The 16,421-nt window shown below is 55.2% G+C and carries 19 protein-coding genes; all 19 read right to left on the bottom strand.

Going from position 1 to position 16,421, the window contains the following annotated elements; all coding sequences use genetic code 11:
* Positions 1-9: 9 nt before the first annotated feature.
* On the bottom strand, positions 10-465 hold the full coding sequence (locus TU75_RS23935; protein ID WP_060550353.1) for a single-stranded DNA-binding protein: 456 nt from the start codon (positions 463-465) through the stop codon (positions 10-12).
* Positions 462-980 carry a DUF3158 family protein gene (locus tag TU75_RS23930; RefSeq protein WP_060550352.1) on the bottom strand — a complete coding sequence of 173 codons (519 nt, stop codon included), beginning with the start codon at positions 978-980 and terminating at the stop codon, positions 462-464. The genes TU75_RS23935 and TU75_RS23930 overlap by 4 nt, the downstream gene beginning before the upstream one ends.
* Positions 977-1,732, bottom strand: a complete 756-nt coding sequence (locus TU75_RS23925) for a PFL_4669 family integrating conjugative element protein (protein WP_060550351.1) — start codon at positions 1,730-1,732, stop codon at positions 977-979. The genes TU75_RS23930 and TU75_RS23925 overlap by 4 nt, the downstream gene beginning before the upstream one ends.
* A gap of 222 nt (positions 1,733-1,954) precedes the next feature.
* The gene (locus TU75_RS23920; protein WP_060550350.1) at positions 1,955-3,142 is read right to left on the bottom strand and encodes an STY4528 family pathogenicity island replication protein; all 1,188 of its coding nucleotides are present in this window, start codon (positions 3,140-3,142) and stop codon (positions 1,955-1,957) included.
* Entirely contained in the window at positions 3,139-3,687 is a 549-nt protein-coding gene (locus TU75_RS23915; protein WP_060550349.1) for a DUF2857 domain-containing protein, read from the bottom strand. The genes TU75_RS23920 and TU75_RS23915 overlap by 4 nt, the downstream gene beginning before the upstream one ends.
* On the bottom strand, positions 3,684-5,273 hold the full coding sequence (locus tag TU75_RS23910) for a ParB family protein (protein WP_060550348.1): 1,590 nt from the start codon (positions 5,271-5,273) through the stop codon (positions 3,684-3,686). The genes TU75_RS23915 and TU75_RS23910 overlap by 4 nt, the downstream gene beginning before the upstream one ends.
* Positions 5,274-5,287: 14 nt before the next feature.
* Complete coding sequence (locus TU75_RS23905; RefSeq protein ID WP_060550347.1) at positions 5,288-5,497, bottom strand: hypothetical protein; 210 nt, start codon at positions 5,495-5,497, stop codon at positions 5,288-5,290.
* Positions 5,498-5,581: 84 nt separating this feature from the next.
* The gene (locus tag TU75_RS23900; RefSeq protein WP_060550346.1) at positions 5,582-6,427 is read right to left on the bottom strand and encodes a ParA family protein; all 846 of its coding nucleotides are present in this window, start codon (positions 6,425-6,427) and stop codon (positions 5,582-5,584) included.
* Between the two features lie 4 nt (positions 6,428-6,431).
* Positions 6,432-6,656: an AlpA family transcriptional regulator gene (locus tag TU75_RS23895; protein ID WP_003235809.1), complete on the bottom strand. Its 225-nt coding sequence runs from the start codon at positions 6,654-6,656 to the stop codon at positions 6,432-6,434.
* A 115-nt stretch (positions 6,657-6,771) separates the two neighbouring features.
* A complete protein-coding gene (locus TU75_RS23890) occupies positions 6,772-7,521 on the bottom strand; it encodes a hypothetical protein (protein ID WP_060550345.1) in 750 nt (249 codons plus the stop codon).
* A 268-nt stretch (positions 7,522-7,789) separates the two neighbouring features.
* On the bottom strand, positions 7,790-9,256 hold the full coding sequence (locus TU75_RS23885) for an aldehyde dehydrogenase family protein (RefSeq protein ID WP_141719137.1): 1,467 nt from the start codon (positions 9,254-9,256) through the stop codon (positions 7,790-7,792).
* 106 nt (positions 9,257-9,362) lie between these two features.
* Positions 9,363-10,598: a dienelactone hydrolase family protein gene (locus tag TU75_RS23880; RefSeq protein ID WP_060550344.1), complete on the bottom strand. Its 1,236-nt coding sequence runs from the start codon at positions 10,596-10,598 to the stop codon at positions 9,363-9,365.
* A 22-nt stretch (positions 10,599-10,620) separates the two neighbouring features.
* On the bottom strand, positions 10,621-11,415 hold the full coding sequence (locus tag TU75_RS23875) for an SDR family oxidoreductase (protein ID WP_060550343.1): 795 nt from the start codon (positions 11,413-11,415) through the stop codon (positions 10,621-10,623).
* Entirely contained in the window at positions 11,412-12,005 is a 594-nt protein-coding gene (locus TU75_RS23870; protein ID WP_060550342.1) for a cysteine hydrolase family protein, read from the bottom strand. The genes TU75_RS23875 and TU75_RS23870 overlap by 4 nt, the downstream gene beginning before the upstream one ends.
* Entirely contained in the window at positions 12,005-12,538 is a 534-nt protein-coding gene (locus tag TU75_RS23865; RefSeq protein ID WP_060550341.1) for an aromatic-ring-hydroxylating dioxygenase subunit beta, read from the bottom strand. The genes TU75_RS23870 and TU75_RS23865 overlap by 1 nt, the downstream gene beginning before the upstream one ends.
* Positions 12,528-13,859 carry an aromatic ring-hydroxylating dioxygenase subunit alpha gene (locus TU75_RS23860; RefSeq protein ID WP_060550340.1) on the bottom strand — a complete coding sequence of 444 codons (1,332 nt, stop codon included), beginning with the start codon at positions 13,857-13,859 and terminating at the stop codon, positions 12,528-12,530. The genes TU75_RS23865 and TU75_RS23860 overlap by 11 nt, the downstream gene beginning before the upstream one ends.
* 18 nt (positions 13,860-13,877) lie before the next feature.
* Entirely contained in the window at positions 13,878-14,822 is a 945-nt protein-coding gene (locus TU75_RS23855; RefSeq protein WP_060550339.1) for a PDR/VanB family oxidoreductase, read from the bottom strand.
* A 65-nt stretch (positions 14,823-14,887) separates the two neighbouring features.
* Positions 14,888-15,910 (bottom strand): anthranilate 1,2-dioxygenase electron transfer component AntC, encoded by a 1,023-nt coding sequence (gene antC / locus TU75_RS23850; RefSeq protein ID WP_060550338.1) that lies wholly within the window; start codon positions 15,908-15,910, stop codon positions 14,888-14,890.
* 16 nt (positions 15,911-15,926) lie between these two features.
* A complete protein-coding gene (gene antB, locus TU75_RS23845) occupies positions 15,927-16,418 on the bottom strand; it encodes an anthranilate 1,2-dioxygenase small subunit (protein WP_060550337.1) in 492 nt (163 codons plus the stop codon).
* Between the last annotated feature and the right edge of the window lie 3 nt (positions 16,419-16,421).

The raw sequence follows: 16,421 nt of genomic DNA, 5'->3' as shown, positions 1-16,421 counted from the left end.
TGAAGTTGTTCAGGCCTTAGGTGATTGCCCTCTGTGTTTCTTGGATTTCGACGTCGGCGAGCTGGCCTGCTCAGTATTTTGAGCGGCCGGCGGTTCACTGGAGCGTTCCCGCATGACCACGCTGTGCACCCGGTGAGGCAGGATGCCGACTCGACGGGCCTCGATCTTGAAGGTCACCCGTGCATTGTCTTCGCTGTCCTCCCACTCATCGCGCACCGTACGACCTTCGACCAACACGCGCATGCCTTTCTGGTACAGCGTGCTCCAGTGTTCAGCCTCACGGTGCCAGAGCTCAACCGGCGCCCAATAGCCGCCCCGATCTTCATAGCTGCCCTCACGTGGGATGGGGTTGTCGAAGTACACATTCAGCCGTAGCAAACGCCGTGGCTCGTCATTGCCTGAGGCGAACTCCTGGAACTCTGGCGCACTGCCGATATTGCCTTCGCCGACGAAAAAAGTACTCATCGTGTTTTCTCCACTGCGGGTGTGAACTGGCGCAGTAACTGTTCGGCACTGGCCATGTTGATCGCGCAGGTCGTAGCCTGGCGGTAGAGCGAATGCACCACACTCATTTGCATGTTTAGTGTGATGCGCGCGCATTCGAAACGGTGCAGTTCCTCTCGTACGATCTGCGGCAACGCTTTGTTGGAGATCTGATGTTCCCAAACCGCCACACCCATGCGAGAGAAATCACGGGTGCGCCAACGCAAAAGGGTGCTGCCCGCACTGGTCTTCTGCAGCACCAATCGTATCTTCAATAGCGAGTACGGTGGCTGCCCGGCTTGCTGCACCACAGCCTCCATCAGGCGACATAACTGCGCCTCGATTTCTCTCGCCACCTGCGCCAGGTGCTCCAACTCCCCCTTACCCTTAAAAGGTTTTAAAAGGCCTTTTAGGGAGGCGGCGTGTTCGAGCTGCCGATAGGCATCCGGTGTTAACGCTTCGAAGGGCATTGGCTGAATCGGGATCATGGGATTCATGCATCAGCCTCCGACTCATCTACGCTCGCAGACGGACCGTCTACTACCTCTGCCAAAGCGTCAGCGTCATCCACTGCTACAGCACCACGGCGAATGATCGGCGGTGCAAACTGAGAACGGCGATGACCCTCAAGGATGTCCATCGGGGGCAATCCATACTTCTCCACGGCCGCCAGGGCGCGGGCATTATTTGCGGCCATATCATCGCGTGTAACGCCGGCATGTCGATAACGTTGCGCCTGACCGAACAGGCTGCGTAACAGGTGGGCACCGTCGTCGATCCAGGCTTCCATGTCTCTTCGGCCGATCAACGCCGTGTGATGGGCCAAGAGGGTATGGCGGACCAGCGTGTCGTAGTCGGTTAGCAGGTAAACCGCCAGAAAACCCAGCTGACTGCCGATGTACAATGGCAAAGTGACTGGGTGGATGTTGAGGTTGTCCCCCATGTCGATCTGTGTCGGCAGATCCTGTCTTATTCGGTCTAACTGTTGAGTCAGTTCCCGCATCCCGGCCTTTGCCTGCATCAATTTTTCTTCGAGCTGCACGATGGCCCAATCGGCATAGGGATCGTCCTGGGCCGCGGTTTGTTTGATCAGGTTGGTGACACTGATGTAACCGGCCATACCCATGATTGAGTGGACGCCCTCACGTGCGTTTCGACCTTGCCAGATACGGGCTGCATGGTGAGTGTGCAGGGTTAAGGTGATGCTGCTGCGCAATGAACCTAGATTGAGTTGATAGTGATCGGCCATGGTGTTGTCCTCGCATAGGCTTGGACGGGACGTTGCGACAGATGAGAGTCAAGGGCAGCCAAAAAGCTGAATGCGGTCTGTTCGGTTTGGTGAGAGAGGGCAAATGCCTGACGTCTACGTTTATTTGGAACTACGCCCAGGCGTTTCCCTAAACGCTCCATGGTTCGGTCCGATATTTTCGTAGATTGGAACTCTATGGATTTGATGCCACTGGCATCAAATCTAGTGACGTCCACTGCCTCCACGCAGTTGGCGCAGCTCATTTAGGTACGCTTGGGCGAGGGCTGATGCAGGTTCGCCCTTTTTTCGAGATGGCCGCGAGGGGGCGGTTGGGGGCGGTTCTGTGATGGGTGATGGTTCGGCCTGACTTGCCCAAGGACGAAAGTCGCCCTTCAGCGCACGCTGGGCCAAGCCCATCAGATAGGCCGCTGGCTTGCGTATACCACCGGCCGCACAGCGTGCCCCTGCTTCGTTAAGCACGGCCTGCTGATCCGCTGGGTTGAGCTTGTTCAGCGCCACGGCGACGGCCTGACGTTCGCTTGGGTTCAGGCGCAGCGAAGTGGGCCAGTGCAGGTTATCCACAGTAGAGATCGCGCGCGGTACTGTACATTTACTTTCTTTTAATACAGTACAGGCAGCGTTCGGATTCCGAACGCTGCTGGAAACGTTAGGGTTCGAGCCTGATTCGGAATCCGAACGAGGGCCTGCGCGATTCCGAACGCTGTGATCTTCCCCATGTTCGGAATCGTGGAATGCATCACCGGGTGGCTGATCCAAGCCTTGCTGCGCCCACTGTTCGCCCCAACTGTCCAGCCGCGTCGGTAACCGACCCTGATCGATATTCGTGTCCTGTCGGACCTCCTCCACAATGTGCTGAGCGACAATACGCACGGCCTTTGTCGTATGTCCGAGGGCATGTCCGACCAGTTCTAGGTAATCCTGATCGAGCTCCATGGCTTCGGAGGGGGTTAACGGTTCATCGTGCAGAACATACAAAGAACCTTGTAGCCGCCCGCTGATTTGATCGCGACCGCGGCTAACCAAGCTGAGCCAACGAGTGAGCCTGAGCATCGTCAACACGCGAGCAATGGTTTCACGCGAGGCTGACGCACCGTAGGGCACGCTCGAGAGGTAAGGCTGCAAATCCTCATAGCGCGGCGTGACCACGCCCTGGCCTTGCAGCATGAGTCGAAATACCTGCCAGGCATTTCGCTCCAATGGCGTCAGCCGATTATCCAACAGCAGCCGACGTGGCACGACTTCGTGTGATTGGCCACTAAACAGAAAGCCAGCCTGTAGAGCCTGGTTGGAGGGCTGTTCAGTGGTAGGGCGTGCTGGCCAGCGCTCATGCAGTTGCTGGGTACATTGCTGCAGGACACGTTGCCAGCGACTGGAGGGAATAGCATTCATGTTTTGTTGCTGTACTGGTCGATCTGCTGCCATACGATGGTCAAGCTGATCTGCTGCTCTTCGGCAAGCATCATCATGGCGTCGAGTTTATCCTCGGTCCCATCTTCTGTTCGTATTTGACACCAACGCTGCCACAACGCATGTTCCTGCGCTTCGCTTAAATGTTGGGGGCGGCCTTTACGGGTTTCTAATTTGAGCAGACGCCGGCGCATGGCGGTTTCCGAATGCGCCAAGCCAAAGCACTGGTACATGATGGTGCTGCTGGCGCCGAGCTTGAGCGCCCGGTTGATCAACCGTTCGTTCTGTTCGTCGCGTTCAGCTTGTTCAATCAAACGATGTAGCACTGGCGAGTCAATCTTGACCTCAAGCCAAGGGACTGTGGCATGGGCCAGGCGCGATAACGTGGTCGGTGGTAAGGATTGCAGCACGAAGATGTCATCCTCACTCAGTCCAAGTGCCTTGCAGCGTTGCAGGTTGCCCAGACGGAGTTCGTGCAGTACCTGGGTTAGCATGGCTTGATTGAGCATATTGAAGGACAAGTTCATCTCAGCTCCTCCGGTGAGTTTTTGTCTTCAGAGATGAGTGTTAAGTCGATTAGACGCCGGGCCAGGCGTATCAGGCGAAACAGTTTGATTAACAGACTGTCCGGCAGTCGCTCCAGCCCCACGTCCGTGACTGGTCGATCTGGTAGAGGGAGTTGATAGACCCCCAACAATAGCTGCCCGAACAGTGCGGAGGGTATTTGCTTGCGATCTTCCCAGTTCACCTCGTCTTGAGCACGTAGCAGGGCCAGGAGCATTAGGTGCACGCCGGTCGAGCGAGGCGCTGAAAGATCAAGTCGCTCAATGTCCAAGGTGAAGCCCAAGCCAAGCTTTTGATCAATGATGCTCTCGGCATCTCCGGCATAGGTCGCCATTTCACGAGCCAGTCCGGCAATGGCTAAACGCAGTTGTTCTGGGGTATCCAGCGGTGGTGTGATGATCCAGAGGTCGTCGATTGGGCAGGTTTCGACTGGAGACGTCGCCTCGCTGGATATCTCGCGATTGATTTGCTCACGAATCTGTTGAACGCGTGGTAGAGGGCTGACCGCAGGTGAAGCATTTGTTTCGGGGGCCCTGAGCAGTTCTTCTGGATTTGGCTCTACCTTGCTCTTGGCATCAGTTGATTGGGGGTTGGTGTCGGAGGAGGGGCGGGCTGCCGTGGCTTCATGTACGCTTTGCGAATAGACGCTCTTGGAGGGCGTGGTCGTTACAGCCCCGGGCGTGGAGACGACCCGTTGGGTATCGCTCAGCTCCAGGGCCAGCATACGGTAGGACTGTCCGAGCAAGTGGCTCATGCGTTCGAGCAATTCGTCCTGAATCTGCTCAAGATCAAAGGATTCAGGATCGCAATCGAAGTAGCCCATGGTCTCCAGCCAGAACTCTGCAAACGCGACTGTGGTGGTTGGATAGCGGTTCCAGGTTCGCTCAGCCTGACTACGTAGACCGATCAGACGTTCTATCTGAGGCTTACCCAAGCCGGCATACAGAGTTTGTGGAATGGCGGGTAATAAGTGTTCGAGGGTGTCCAGCATCCGGCTGATATGCGACTGCGAAACCGGATAGCCTCCAGCGGCAAGACGTCGAGCCAGCTCCCGTTGTGAGAGCTCTGGGCCATCCGACTCAAGCATGGTTTTGAGTTTGGCTACTGCCAGGGCCCTTTCGATGAACGTGAGTTGGCCGTGCAGGTCGCTTTCCGCCAGATGGCCGAGTAGGGCGTTGGTTTCATTGCTCCAAGGTCGGAACAGGCAGTGAATCCGAAAGAAACGCTCGTCGCGAGTTTCCTGCCACAGCTCGCCGAGAATGGCTAAGCGCGTATTACCACCGTTGCGGATGATGAAAGAGGTTTCACCCGGGCGGCGGGTAATCGGTGGCGGTTGATCCAGCCCGCGTTCACGGATCGATGCCTTGATATCGTCATAAAGCGGATTACGGATGAAGCGGGGATTGTGTTCGTAGGGGCGTAACTGTTCCAGAGTGACCTGCATGGGAGTGTCGGTGATTGGATCGGAGAGTCGCTCCAGTCCAGGACCTTGAGTGAAGTGGTCCTGGTGCAGCTTGTCGGTGACTTCCTCCTGACTGAGTTTCTTCATCGCAACCGCCTCGGTTAACGCAGGCTACGCAAATGGTCACCGACCTCGAATTTCACGATTTCGGCAGTCCCTGTACCTTCGAAATGTTGGGAGAGTTCTGCGAGGAACCACACCATGGCCGAGCGCCCCCCTTGCAGACGAAAAACCACGGTGCAGTACTCCTCGCAAGCCGCGTCGCGTGGTCGAATGGAAGGCTGAACGACGATAGGAAACTGATCCAACATTAGAAAACTCCTTACCAAGCCCTGCTGGGCTCAAGGCTGATCAAACAAAAATAAATTGGTGAAATGCTGATTGGGCGATTTGTTTTATCGAGGCTCCGCACACCTCATTACCGATGAGATCGCTTCGCGCCATTCAGGAAATAATTCGATAGCCAGCGCTTGCATGATTTCTAACGCACACGGCGAACGTCGGCGTTTACTCGATAGACACTTATCTATTCGGTGGACCGGTAAACCGAGGGAGGCGGCATTGAGATATGCCACGCGGTCGGGGATTACGGTGTCTAGCACCGAGATATTGGTAGCCTCTGCGAAAGTCTCGCGCAGGCTTCGGATGATCATCTGGGTGTCCACTCGATTGACGTTCACCTGGTTCAGTAAGAGCCGTAAGGGCGGCGGGTCGATGCCTAGGTGGCGAAACGGTTCGAGCTCACTCAGTAACTTCAAGGTGCCACGGCGCATTTCGCGGGCAGCGAGCATTTCCGGCGTGATGGGAGAGAGGGCGAGATCCGAGGCCAGGATGGCCATCTCCAGCAATACACTGCGTGCTCCCTGAGTGTCGATCAAAAGCAGGTCATAATTGAGACTCAACTCGTTGAGCAAATTGTGCAGGCGCAGTCGTCCGTCAGGTGCATGCAGCAACAAGGTGCTCAGTCGACCTTGATCGTCGTTGGAGAAAATCAGGTCGAGACCGACGACTGCAGTCCTAGATATTATTCGTTCAGGCACTGTTAGATTGAGTGCAATGAGCTCGTACGCACCTGCATGAGCTTTCTGGCTCAGTGAATAATAACTGGAGAGGGTGGGTTGGCTATCTAGATCCAAGAGCAGAACACGCAGACCAGCATCGGCCAACAGGCCACCGAGGTTCGCCGCTACTGTAGTTTTGCCTACGCCACCCTTGGTGGACACCACCGAGACCACGTGCATCACCTCACTCCTGTAGCGAGAGGCGTTCTGCAATCCAGTGCTCGATTTCCAGTGAGTCCCAGCCAACTGCGCGCAGTCCGATACGCTTCGCCCGCGGAAACTTGCCTTCCTTCATCAGGTTGTAAATGTGCGCACGTTTGAAGCCGGTTTTTTGCTCGACCTCCTCACGCCGCATGATGTGGCGTTGGGGTTGAGGCGCTTCAACTGAGGGGACAGATTGGCTGGACATGCTAGTCACTCCTGGCGCCAATTGGCGCGTGTTGGGAAGTGACATGGATTGAATCGCACCACGGCGGATGAGTCATTGCATTGCAATCAACCCTATTGCAACGCAATTGGCCCGATTAGGTATTTTTTTTGATGCTACGATTGGCTACGGCAAATTTTTCATCCAGCGTGCGCTTGCTCAGGCCGGGCACATCTTTGTGACGAGCGACAATGGCATCAACGATGGCTGCTTGATTCGTGAATACCGAAAGAGGTTTTCCGGCGGGCGAATGGTCCAAGAGAAGGCTGACCAATGCCCCAATGATGTTGTGATAGGTCAGTTCGCTGCGCTCGCTGAGTTGGCCATTAGTTTTGGCCAAGGCTTTGAGGTCATCTCTTTCGAGTCCAATCGACTTGAGTTCTGCAAGTACCTCATGGAAGCGCTGCTGTTGCGCTTTCAGCTCCCTCGATAACTCGTCTCGGTCTGCTTTCAATGAGAGAAAACTTCCGAGGCTCACCTTTGCTGGTACATCCTCACCGGACTCGAATAAAAAAATCGGCTTATGGTCGGTATAATGAATTTCCATCCAGCGGCGTAAGTCTGAATGGCGGATGGTCAGCTGAAAGGGTTCTACATAGCTTCCGAAAGGAACAGAAATGCCGAGGCAGCCATACGGCAGCTCCCCATTGCGTATGGCGTCTAAAATCCTTTCGACAGCGATGTGAAGATTGGGCCATTGTGGAAAGAGGGTCGCAAGGTTTTCAGGACGAGACCAATCCGCCTGGATAATTTGGGCTTCGTAGCGAGTGAGATTACACCAGCGCAATGCTGCATCTATAGGGCGATAGAAGGTTTTCGTATTCAGATTGAAACCATAAACGCTCATCTGCGGCGGACCTCCATTCCCAATAGGTAGGCCTCACACCGATTATCTGAAAATCAAAACTAGCTATGCACGCTAGCTGTTTCCTTGGTAGACCAACTCGGTGAGGTCATTCCATTTCCGGTTAAACCATTTTTTAAGTGTAAAACTTCTCGGAATCACAGTTATCGCTCAGTGCTCATTATTTCCGTATTCTGAAATCCGTCCCCAGCGACTGTGTGGATTAATACATGGCCCCAATCCGGCAGGATGGGGCCATTATTATTGCTCATCAGATAGGAAAGGCACGCTCACCCAACTGTAAAGTTACCCACTTTAGCTCGGTCATGTCGTGAATGGAGTAACGACCATTTTCCTTGCCGTGGCCGCTATCCTTGAACCCTCCGAAAGGAGCGTTTGGATCATCGTCGAAAGAATTGTCATTGATATGCACCGAGCCTGCTTCGATACGCAGTGCGAAGTCGAACGCCTTCTGAAGGTCGTTCGTCACAATGCCGGAAGAAAGACCGTAGGACGTATCGTTTGCCAACTCAATGGCGTGCTCGAAGTCTTTAGCCTTGTATATGGAAACCAACGGTCCGAAGCTCTCTTCATCATAAACAGCCATCGATGGCGTGACGTCGGTCAATACGGCGGGTTGGAACAGGTTTCCCAGATATTCACCACCCGTCAGGAGCGTGGCCCCTTTGGCAATGGCCTCGTCGATCTGGCCACGGATGAATTCGCACTGGTTGGCGCTTATCAGTGGGCCCACGATCGTGGCGGGGTCGGCAGGGTCCCCACAGCGAATGGAACGGACCTTTTCAACGAACGCAGTGCAAAACGCGTCGTAAAGGCCTTCCTCGACGATGATCCGCGAGTTGGCCATGCACACCTGGCCCTGGTTGAAGAAGATGCCGAAAGCCGCGGCGCTGACAGCATAGTCCAGCTTCGCGTCATTGAGGATGACGATGGGGCTCTTACCGCCAAGTTCCAGGACGATGCGCTTCTGGAACTTGCCAGCCAATTCGGACAGGTACCGGCCGACTTTTGCCGAACCGGTGAAGGTCACCATCTTCACGCGTTTGTCGGAGAAGAACTTGTCTCCGAGCGCTTCATTGGTGGTGGGCAGCACGCTGAACACGCCGGGTGGGACGCCAGCTTCTTCCAGAATCTCGGCGAAGAGCAAACCAATCAGCGGGGTTTGCGGGGCCGGCTTCATGAGGAATGCGTTGCCGGCGGCCAAGGCAGGGGCGAGCTTTTTCCCGTTCAAGAGCAGCGGGGCGTTAAAAGGGCCAACGCCTGCAATGACACCCAGCGGTTGCCTGATGGACATCGAGATACGACCCGCACCGTCGGCAGGCATGGTTTCGCCACGGATATCGCGTGCCTGTCCTGCGGCGATGCGGAATGTGCTGACCATGTAGTCGCATTCGAACATGGCTTTGCCGAACACATTGCCGCCTTCCTCGATGAGGATCTTCGCAATGTCGCCGCGACGGCGCTCGATGATATCCGCAGCACGGCAAAGAATGGCCTCACGCTCCTTCGCGAGCGTTTTGCCCCAGGTTTTTTGCGCTTCGAATGCTGACGCGATGGCGCTGTCGATGTCGGCTGCCGTCGCAAGCTTCACGCGTGCAATGGCTTGTTGGGTGTAGGGGTTGATCACGACCTGTTCCGGCTGGCCGTCGCTTTGCCAGGATTTACCGTTGATATAAGGGTGGTAGATTTTCAGGTCTTTAATGGCTTGATCGGTCATGGCGGCACACCTTTGAGTCAAGTTTGCGCAGAAAAAATTTGGCGAAATGTCGAGATGGACATGGGGCTGGGCGATCCTGCCGTTTGCGGGACTGCCCAGCGTGGCATCACAGGGCTTCGCTATTCTTCCAGTTATCCATCAACGTATTCGAAGGCAGTGCCTCATCCAGTAGCTTCTGCGCAGTGATCACGCCTGCGACAGGCAAGCCTGTCGGGTCAAGCAGACCGACCTGGACCAGCAGGCTCGCCTGATCCCAGTAGATATGCTCGTGGTAGAGCTTGTCGCCCCTGAAGCGGACGACGCCCAGCATGGGAATTTCGACGTACTTTCCGGTGGGCGCCACGTTCGGGAGCATCCAATCGATCTCCGTCGTGTGGGTAAAACACATGATGAATTCATCGACGATCTGCAACGCACCCACTGTCCGGGACAGGGGGATCAGTTTCATGTCCGGCGGGTTTCCATGGACAAAGTGGTGCTGATAAAAACGGCTTAGCTGCTTGCTGCCTACCCCACCGGTCATGGTCGGGATGTGATTGACGTAGGGCTCCGCGACCATGGTGGCCATCGTTGCGGGAACGTCCCGGGTATCGAACTCATGCTTTACATGCTCGTCCCACAGGTTCGAAAGATTGAAGTTCGGGCCAATCTCGCGCTTCAACGCGGCAATGGTGCGTTCGTGCGCCATGAGGGCCGTGGGTTTGTCGAAGTGAGCGCTGCCTGCACGGGCGAAAGCGTGGTCGACATTCGGATACACATAGATTTCCGAACCCTTGTGGCCTTTCAAGGCCGCGCTGATTTTTGCCCGGGCCTGAGCGTCGCAGTAAGCGTCGTTCTCGGCAAAATGAAGCACCAGTCGACCCTTGATGTTATCCACTTCGTCGAGATAGTTTTCGATGCCCATGCCATAGAAGCCGACCGAGCAGGCGGCCTTGGTGCGTGTCGCCGTCAGGTACGCCAGTTTGCCGCCCATGCAGAAGCCGACGAAACCGAAGTCGTCGCCTTCAACCTGGTCCAGGGTTTTGAGCTTGGCAAAGCTGGCGGAAATATCCTGAACAGCCAGATCCAAATCCACGCGCTGGAAAAAATCGATCGCTTTCGCAAAATCCTGTTCCGTGTAACCGAGATCGACGTCGCGCTCCATTCGCCAGAACAGGTCGGGCACCAATACCACGTATCCCTCTTCAGCATAGAGGTCCGCCACGGCACGCATGTTTGCATTGACGCCAAAAATTTCCTGGCCGAGTACGAGTCCCGGGCCTTTTCCGCTCGCGGGAACAGCAAGATAGCCGCGAAAGGTGTGCGCTTTGTCCAGGGTCTGGATACCGATGAATTCGCCCATTTTTATGTTCCTCTAGATCAAACTATTCAGAATCGGAATGACGCTGGAACCACACGCGAGGCGATATACCTCTGTCCGGACCCAGGATGGAAAAACCTCCATCTACAGGTATATCCACGCCGGTCATCCAAGAGGCGCCGGACGTGCAGAGAAAAGCAACAACATTCCCGACTTCTTCACCTCGTCCGATGCGACCCAGAGGGTGGAAGTCAGCACCGACGCGGTCGGCGAGGGCTATATCATTGTTTGTCAGAGTGGCGACGGTCGGGGACCAGGTCCAGGCCGGCGATACGCTCAGAACGCGAGTGCCCCTGGGGGCCAGGGTCACGGCGAAATTCTTGGTCAATTGCAGCATCGCCGCTTTGGATGCAGGGTAGAGTGCGCGGCCGGCCGCACCGAATTTCCCACCCGTGCTGGTGATGTTCACTATCGTGCTGCCAGGCTTCAGCAGGGGAGAGACTTTTTGCACGAAGATGGCGGCAGAGATAACGTTGACGTTCAGGCTTTTGTGCCAATCTTCCCGGGAAGACTCAATGCCCTGATCGGTGTAGATACACGCGTTGTTAACCAGAATGTCGACTTTTCCGAATTGATTGAGGGTGTTGTCAATACACCGATCAATATCTTCATCGTTTTCCACATCGCACTCTGTGTAGGAAGCGCAGGGCCCCAGTTCGTCGCATAAGGCTTTTCCTGCACTGGCATTACGCCCGACCAGCATAACTTGCGCCCCTTGGGCGATCATGACTTTGGCAATATCCAGCCCCAGCCCCTGAGTGCTGCCGGTGATGATTGCAACTTTTCCTTCCAGGCTCATGATTGCACCTCGAACAAGTGGTCAACGCTGGAGATTTCAGCGATCAGACTCATGCTTTTAAGCGACGCTTGATGTGCCGCCGGGTCAGCGGCAGAGCACGCGTCTGCGGGGACGACGATGTGATAACCGCAGTCCACGGCATGCCTTACGGTACTTTCCACGACGGAATGAGTTGCCACACCGGCAATGATCAGCGTGCGCGCGCTGAGCATGGTTAGCAGGGCTTCCCCATGCGTGCCGTAAAATGCGTTGATCCGCTTGTGGGTAATGATGAATTCCTTGCCGTTTTCATGGGGACTCAAGGCATCGAGGAATTCGGCGCCCCACGTGCCGTCAATCACGGCACCGATCTTCTTGACGCTGTTTAATATCGGCGCGTTAGCGATCAAGTCGGAGTAATCGCCTCGATACGCCACACGCGCATGAATGATTGGCCAGCCATTTTTTCGCGCGCCACGCAGTAATGCGCTCGCAGAGGCAATCAGATTCGCGCGAACGGCTCCATCCTCGTCCAGACCTACCTTGATACGTCCTTCCGGATGCAGCACATCATTCTGGTAGTGGAGCGCAATGACGACTGGCCGCTCCATCAAACGAATACCTCCAGGTTGGCAAACACATCATTGCAGTTGACCAGGTCAACACGCTTGAGCTTGATCTTCCAACCCTCCACTTTATTGCCGGTAAGTTTGTAGGTGTAACGCCCGGCGAGTTGACGTTGGTCCAAACGCCATTCCGTGGCCTGGAACACCGCGCTGACTACCAGGCAATCGTCCTCGTCCAGGCCTTCGATGCAAACATTGCCAATCAAGTGCGCTGTTTGAGTTTGGGGTTGCTGTGACCAGTTACGCGCATTTTCCACGCGACGAATGCGTGTCTCGCGCAGCATGCGGTTTTCCCAGAACAGGGAAATGTGATCAAAAGGGTTTACCTGGTTATGCTTTTGCGGCACCCAATACATGCCGTCATCGGTAAAGAGTTTGTCCCATTCCCAGAACTTCCACGTATCCAGCAGGCGAGCTTCCTTAAAAAGAAATTGCTCGATCGAGCGAAGGGTGGCCTCTTCGACAAGTGCAGGCTTGACGTCGGATGTATTTACGTTGAAAGCGCGGTCAAGCAACATTATTGCTCTCCTTGGCGATAATTGTTCCGGTCATGAACTTTTTCCAGGCGGCAAACTGGTTACGCATGGGCAGTTCGCTGGTGCCATTGGTAGAGACGGCGCCGTCTTCAAGGACCTTATCGGTGCCGACATAACGGTGCATGCTGATCCAGGTGCCGCCTCGGGTCATGTTGCCCTCCTGGCAGCGGGCATACACTTCAACGTCGTCGGGCATGACATTTGAAGAAGGGGAGTTGATAACGTTGGCATAAGTCAGTGCCCGATCGAACACCACATCAGGGGCACCTTTACAGCGGAACGTCTGGATTTCCACCATGGTTTTATCGACGGCAACCGGGCGGATAACCCGGAATTGCATGAACACGGTATGAGGCGATCCGCTGCCGTAGATCACGGTGTTATGTCGGTTCATGCCCATGATTTCACGCGCCCGGTCTGCCCCGTAGGCTTGGCTCAAACATTCAAAGTGCGCGCGGGAAACTTCGTCTTTCTCAGCGGCATCCGGATCGAAAATCGCCTCCATGTAGCCATGGCCATTGTGGTAGGCACGCAGTTCCAGTTTTTCCCAGAAGTCATAGGGCTCGCCATTGCCGTCCATGATCAGCAGTTCGAACGGCATCTCGCCGATGGCTTCAGCCTGTTCTCGAGCGGCATCGACCGATGATTCGTGGGTCACCCGTGCGTGCATGGTGTCGTGGAGGTTTTCGTAGAAAACTTTCCAATTGGAACGTTGTTGTACGCGGAAAATACCGCCGGCTACTTCAAGTTCACCCACCGGAGATCGGTCGCACATGTTGTCGATGGAACTGACGACGCCACCGAGGAAGGTTTTAAGGTCTTCGCCGTAGGACGCCTGGCTGGCGAATACGAAGCCGCGGTAGCTATCGACCCTGGCCACACTGGCCATGGAGAAATCCGGATGTTTCGGGTCGTAGCATGTGCCCTCGAAGCCGCTCTTCAGCGGTGCCGACAGGTGCGAACCGTCCAGCTTGAATGTCCAGGCGTGGTAGGGGCAGCGGAAAAACTTGCCGACATTGCCGTCACCGTCCGCGACCAACTTTGCCCCTTTATGCGGGCAGCGGTTGTAATGGACGTTTACTTTGCCGTCAGGCGCACGGACCATCACCACATCCTGGTCGCCGATCCGAGTCGTGTGGTAGTCACCAGGGTTCTTTACCTGGCTCTCATGGCCGACATAAATCCAGGCATGCCCATAAATTCGCTCCATTTCGAGTTGAAAGAGAACAGGGTCGGTGTACACGCTTTTATGAACGCTGTCGGGCCGGATCAGGTCGGCAATTTGTTCATTGGTAGGAATCATTGTTCTCTCCTTTAATTATTAGAGGTCAAGTACCAACTTGGCAGTCTTGGCACGAGAGACACAGGTGCAGAAGGCGCCGCCGGAGCGCTCGCGATCGGACAGGCAGATGTCACGGTGATCGGCTTCACCCTCGATGACTTGTGTTACGCATACACCGCAATCACCTCGTCGGCAGTCGAACATCGGGTCCAGGCCGGCCTCGATCATCACGTCCAACAAGGTCTGCCCCGCGTTCACTGCAAGCGTTACTCCACTCGCGCGAAGTTCTACTTCAAACGCCTGGTCGCCATCTTCTTCAAGCGCACCGGCGAACAATTCGTAGTGGACGTGATCTTCCGGCCAACCAAGTTCCCGAGCGGTTTGTATCACCGAGGTGATCATCTCTACGGGGCCGCAGATATACAGATGAGTGCCTTCAGAGGGGGTCGCTAATACACGCGATGCCGCGAAACGTTTGCTGGCGTCTCCACCGCTTATCCAGCATTGGCTATTGTCCAGGCACTGTACTTCGTCCAGATAAGCCATGTTTTCTGCGGTGCGGCCGGCGTAATGCAGGGTGAATGCCTGTTTGGATGCCAGCAGCGCGCGGCCCATGCCGAGCATCGGTGTGATGCCGATTCCACCCGCTATCAGCAGTATGTGTTTGGCTTCTTCGACCAGGGGGAAATGATTGCGAGGCGGTTCTACCTCAATGACCTGACCTTCCGTCAGCGTATGCACCCACTTGGAGCCCCCTGTGCTCTTGTCATCGAGTTGTACGGCAATTTCATAATGGTCGCCGGCCGACAAGTTCACGATTGAGTAGGCACGCTTCTGCTTTCTATCACCTGGAATGTGCAGTTCAAGGTGGGCCCCTGGTGTGAATTCAGGGAGCTGCCCACCGTCTTGAGCAACTAATACCAACCGCCGAATGCGGGGAGTCAGTGCCTCAATGCGTTCTATTTTTACTGATAAGCTGGACATAAAGAACCCGCGTACATAACTGGCAGTCAATAAAATTCAACTGGGTGTCCGGTGCCACTAGTGGTTCAGGTATTACTTTCCGTGAACTTTTCAAAATACATCCGCACAGCGGTAAGTTGTTTTTCCACATGCCATGTTTTTACCGACTCGACCATGGGGGGAGGGCCGCACATATACAGGTCAAAGGGTGTGTCTGAATGCTCGAAGGGGGCGAGATGTTCAGGAATGAACCCCTTTTTGCCCTGCCAATCTTCAGCAGCATTGCTAAGGACCGGAGTGAAGTCGAAGTCTTGAATCGTTGATTTATACGCCTCCATGCGAGGCATTTCGCACAGATCCTGTTCGGTCCTCACACCATAGAAAAGATGCACCGGGAATCCGGACCCGCCTTTCTCCGCCAGTTGATCGAGCATGCCGAGGAAGGCGGACAGTCCGGTTCCTCCGGCGACCATCAACACCGGACGATCGATATGGCGCAGGTAGAAGGCCCCCAGTGGCGCTTCCATCTGGATGATGTCGCCTGGCTTGCACCGATCGCGTACGTAGTCGGTCATGACCCCGCTGGGCAGGAGACGAACCAGAAATTCAAGGGTTCGACGGCCAGGTGCACAGGCAAACGAATAGGAGCGACTGTGACCGGTATCCGGCACTTGCAGGCGCGCATACTGGCCGGGCAGATAATTCAGTGGGGCAGCACCGGACGCCAGTTCGACCTTCAATATTGCGGTGCTATCGGATACCTGAATGACTTCAGTGACTGTGGTGGTCACCTCTGAAGTTCCAGCACTTCCACACAGTGTCGAGTCGAAGTCAAAGTAGAAGGATGCGTCGGACAGCACCCTTGTTTGGCATGACAGAACCTTGCGGTCAGCCAAATCCTGTTCGGAAAGGGCTTCTTCATCTACGTAATCTTGAGTGTAGCTTCCGGACTCACAACGGCCCTGGCAGGTCGCGCAAACCCCTTCGCGGCAATCCAGAGGGATCTTGATCCCACTTCTGAGCGCAGCATCCAACAAAATTTCGTTAGGCTGGACGGGGCAAAACAGTGTTTTACCGTCAGCGAAGTTCAACGCAACCTGGTACATGATTTAACCTTTCGCAGACTTAAATATGGTAGAAATCCAACACTGAATTGATCTTGTCATTCAGCAGCACGCTGTGCTTCTTGGAGATCAGCCAGCTGTCACCCTGCGGTCGAAGTGTGTAGGTGGCGCGCCCGTAGAAGTGCTCGGATAAGGACTGGCGGTAATACAAGGTCTGCCAGTTAACCCGCACTTCAAGATCGCCACCCTCCAACGGGTGAATCCGCACGTTATTGATTTGATGCAAGGTCCGTGGCAGCGGTGTCGCGGAGGCGGCTTTGCCTGTACGGATCCGGAATACCCGGTCTTCCAGGCCACCACGGTTGGGATAGTAAATCAGCGACATCTCGCGCTTGGGGTCGGTGGTGTAGACGTGCTCGGAGTCCCATTGCGGCAGGTGAAACACGCTGTCTTCACTGAAGAGTGCCAGGTAAGCATCCCAATCCTGGTCATCGCACAGTTCTGCTTTCTTGTAGAGGAATTGCTCCACTCGATACTGAAGTTCGAAGTTCATTGC

The sequence above is a fragment of the Pseudomonas poae genome, from assembly GCF_001439785.1.
Taxonomy (GTDB): domain Bacteria; phylum Pseudomonadota; class Gammaproteobacteria; order Pseudomonadales; family Pseudomonadaceae; genus Aquipseudomonas; species Aquipseudomonas poae.
Note: the sequence above shows the minus strand (reverse complement) of the source record. Positions and strands in the feature narration are given on the sequence as shown.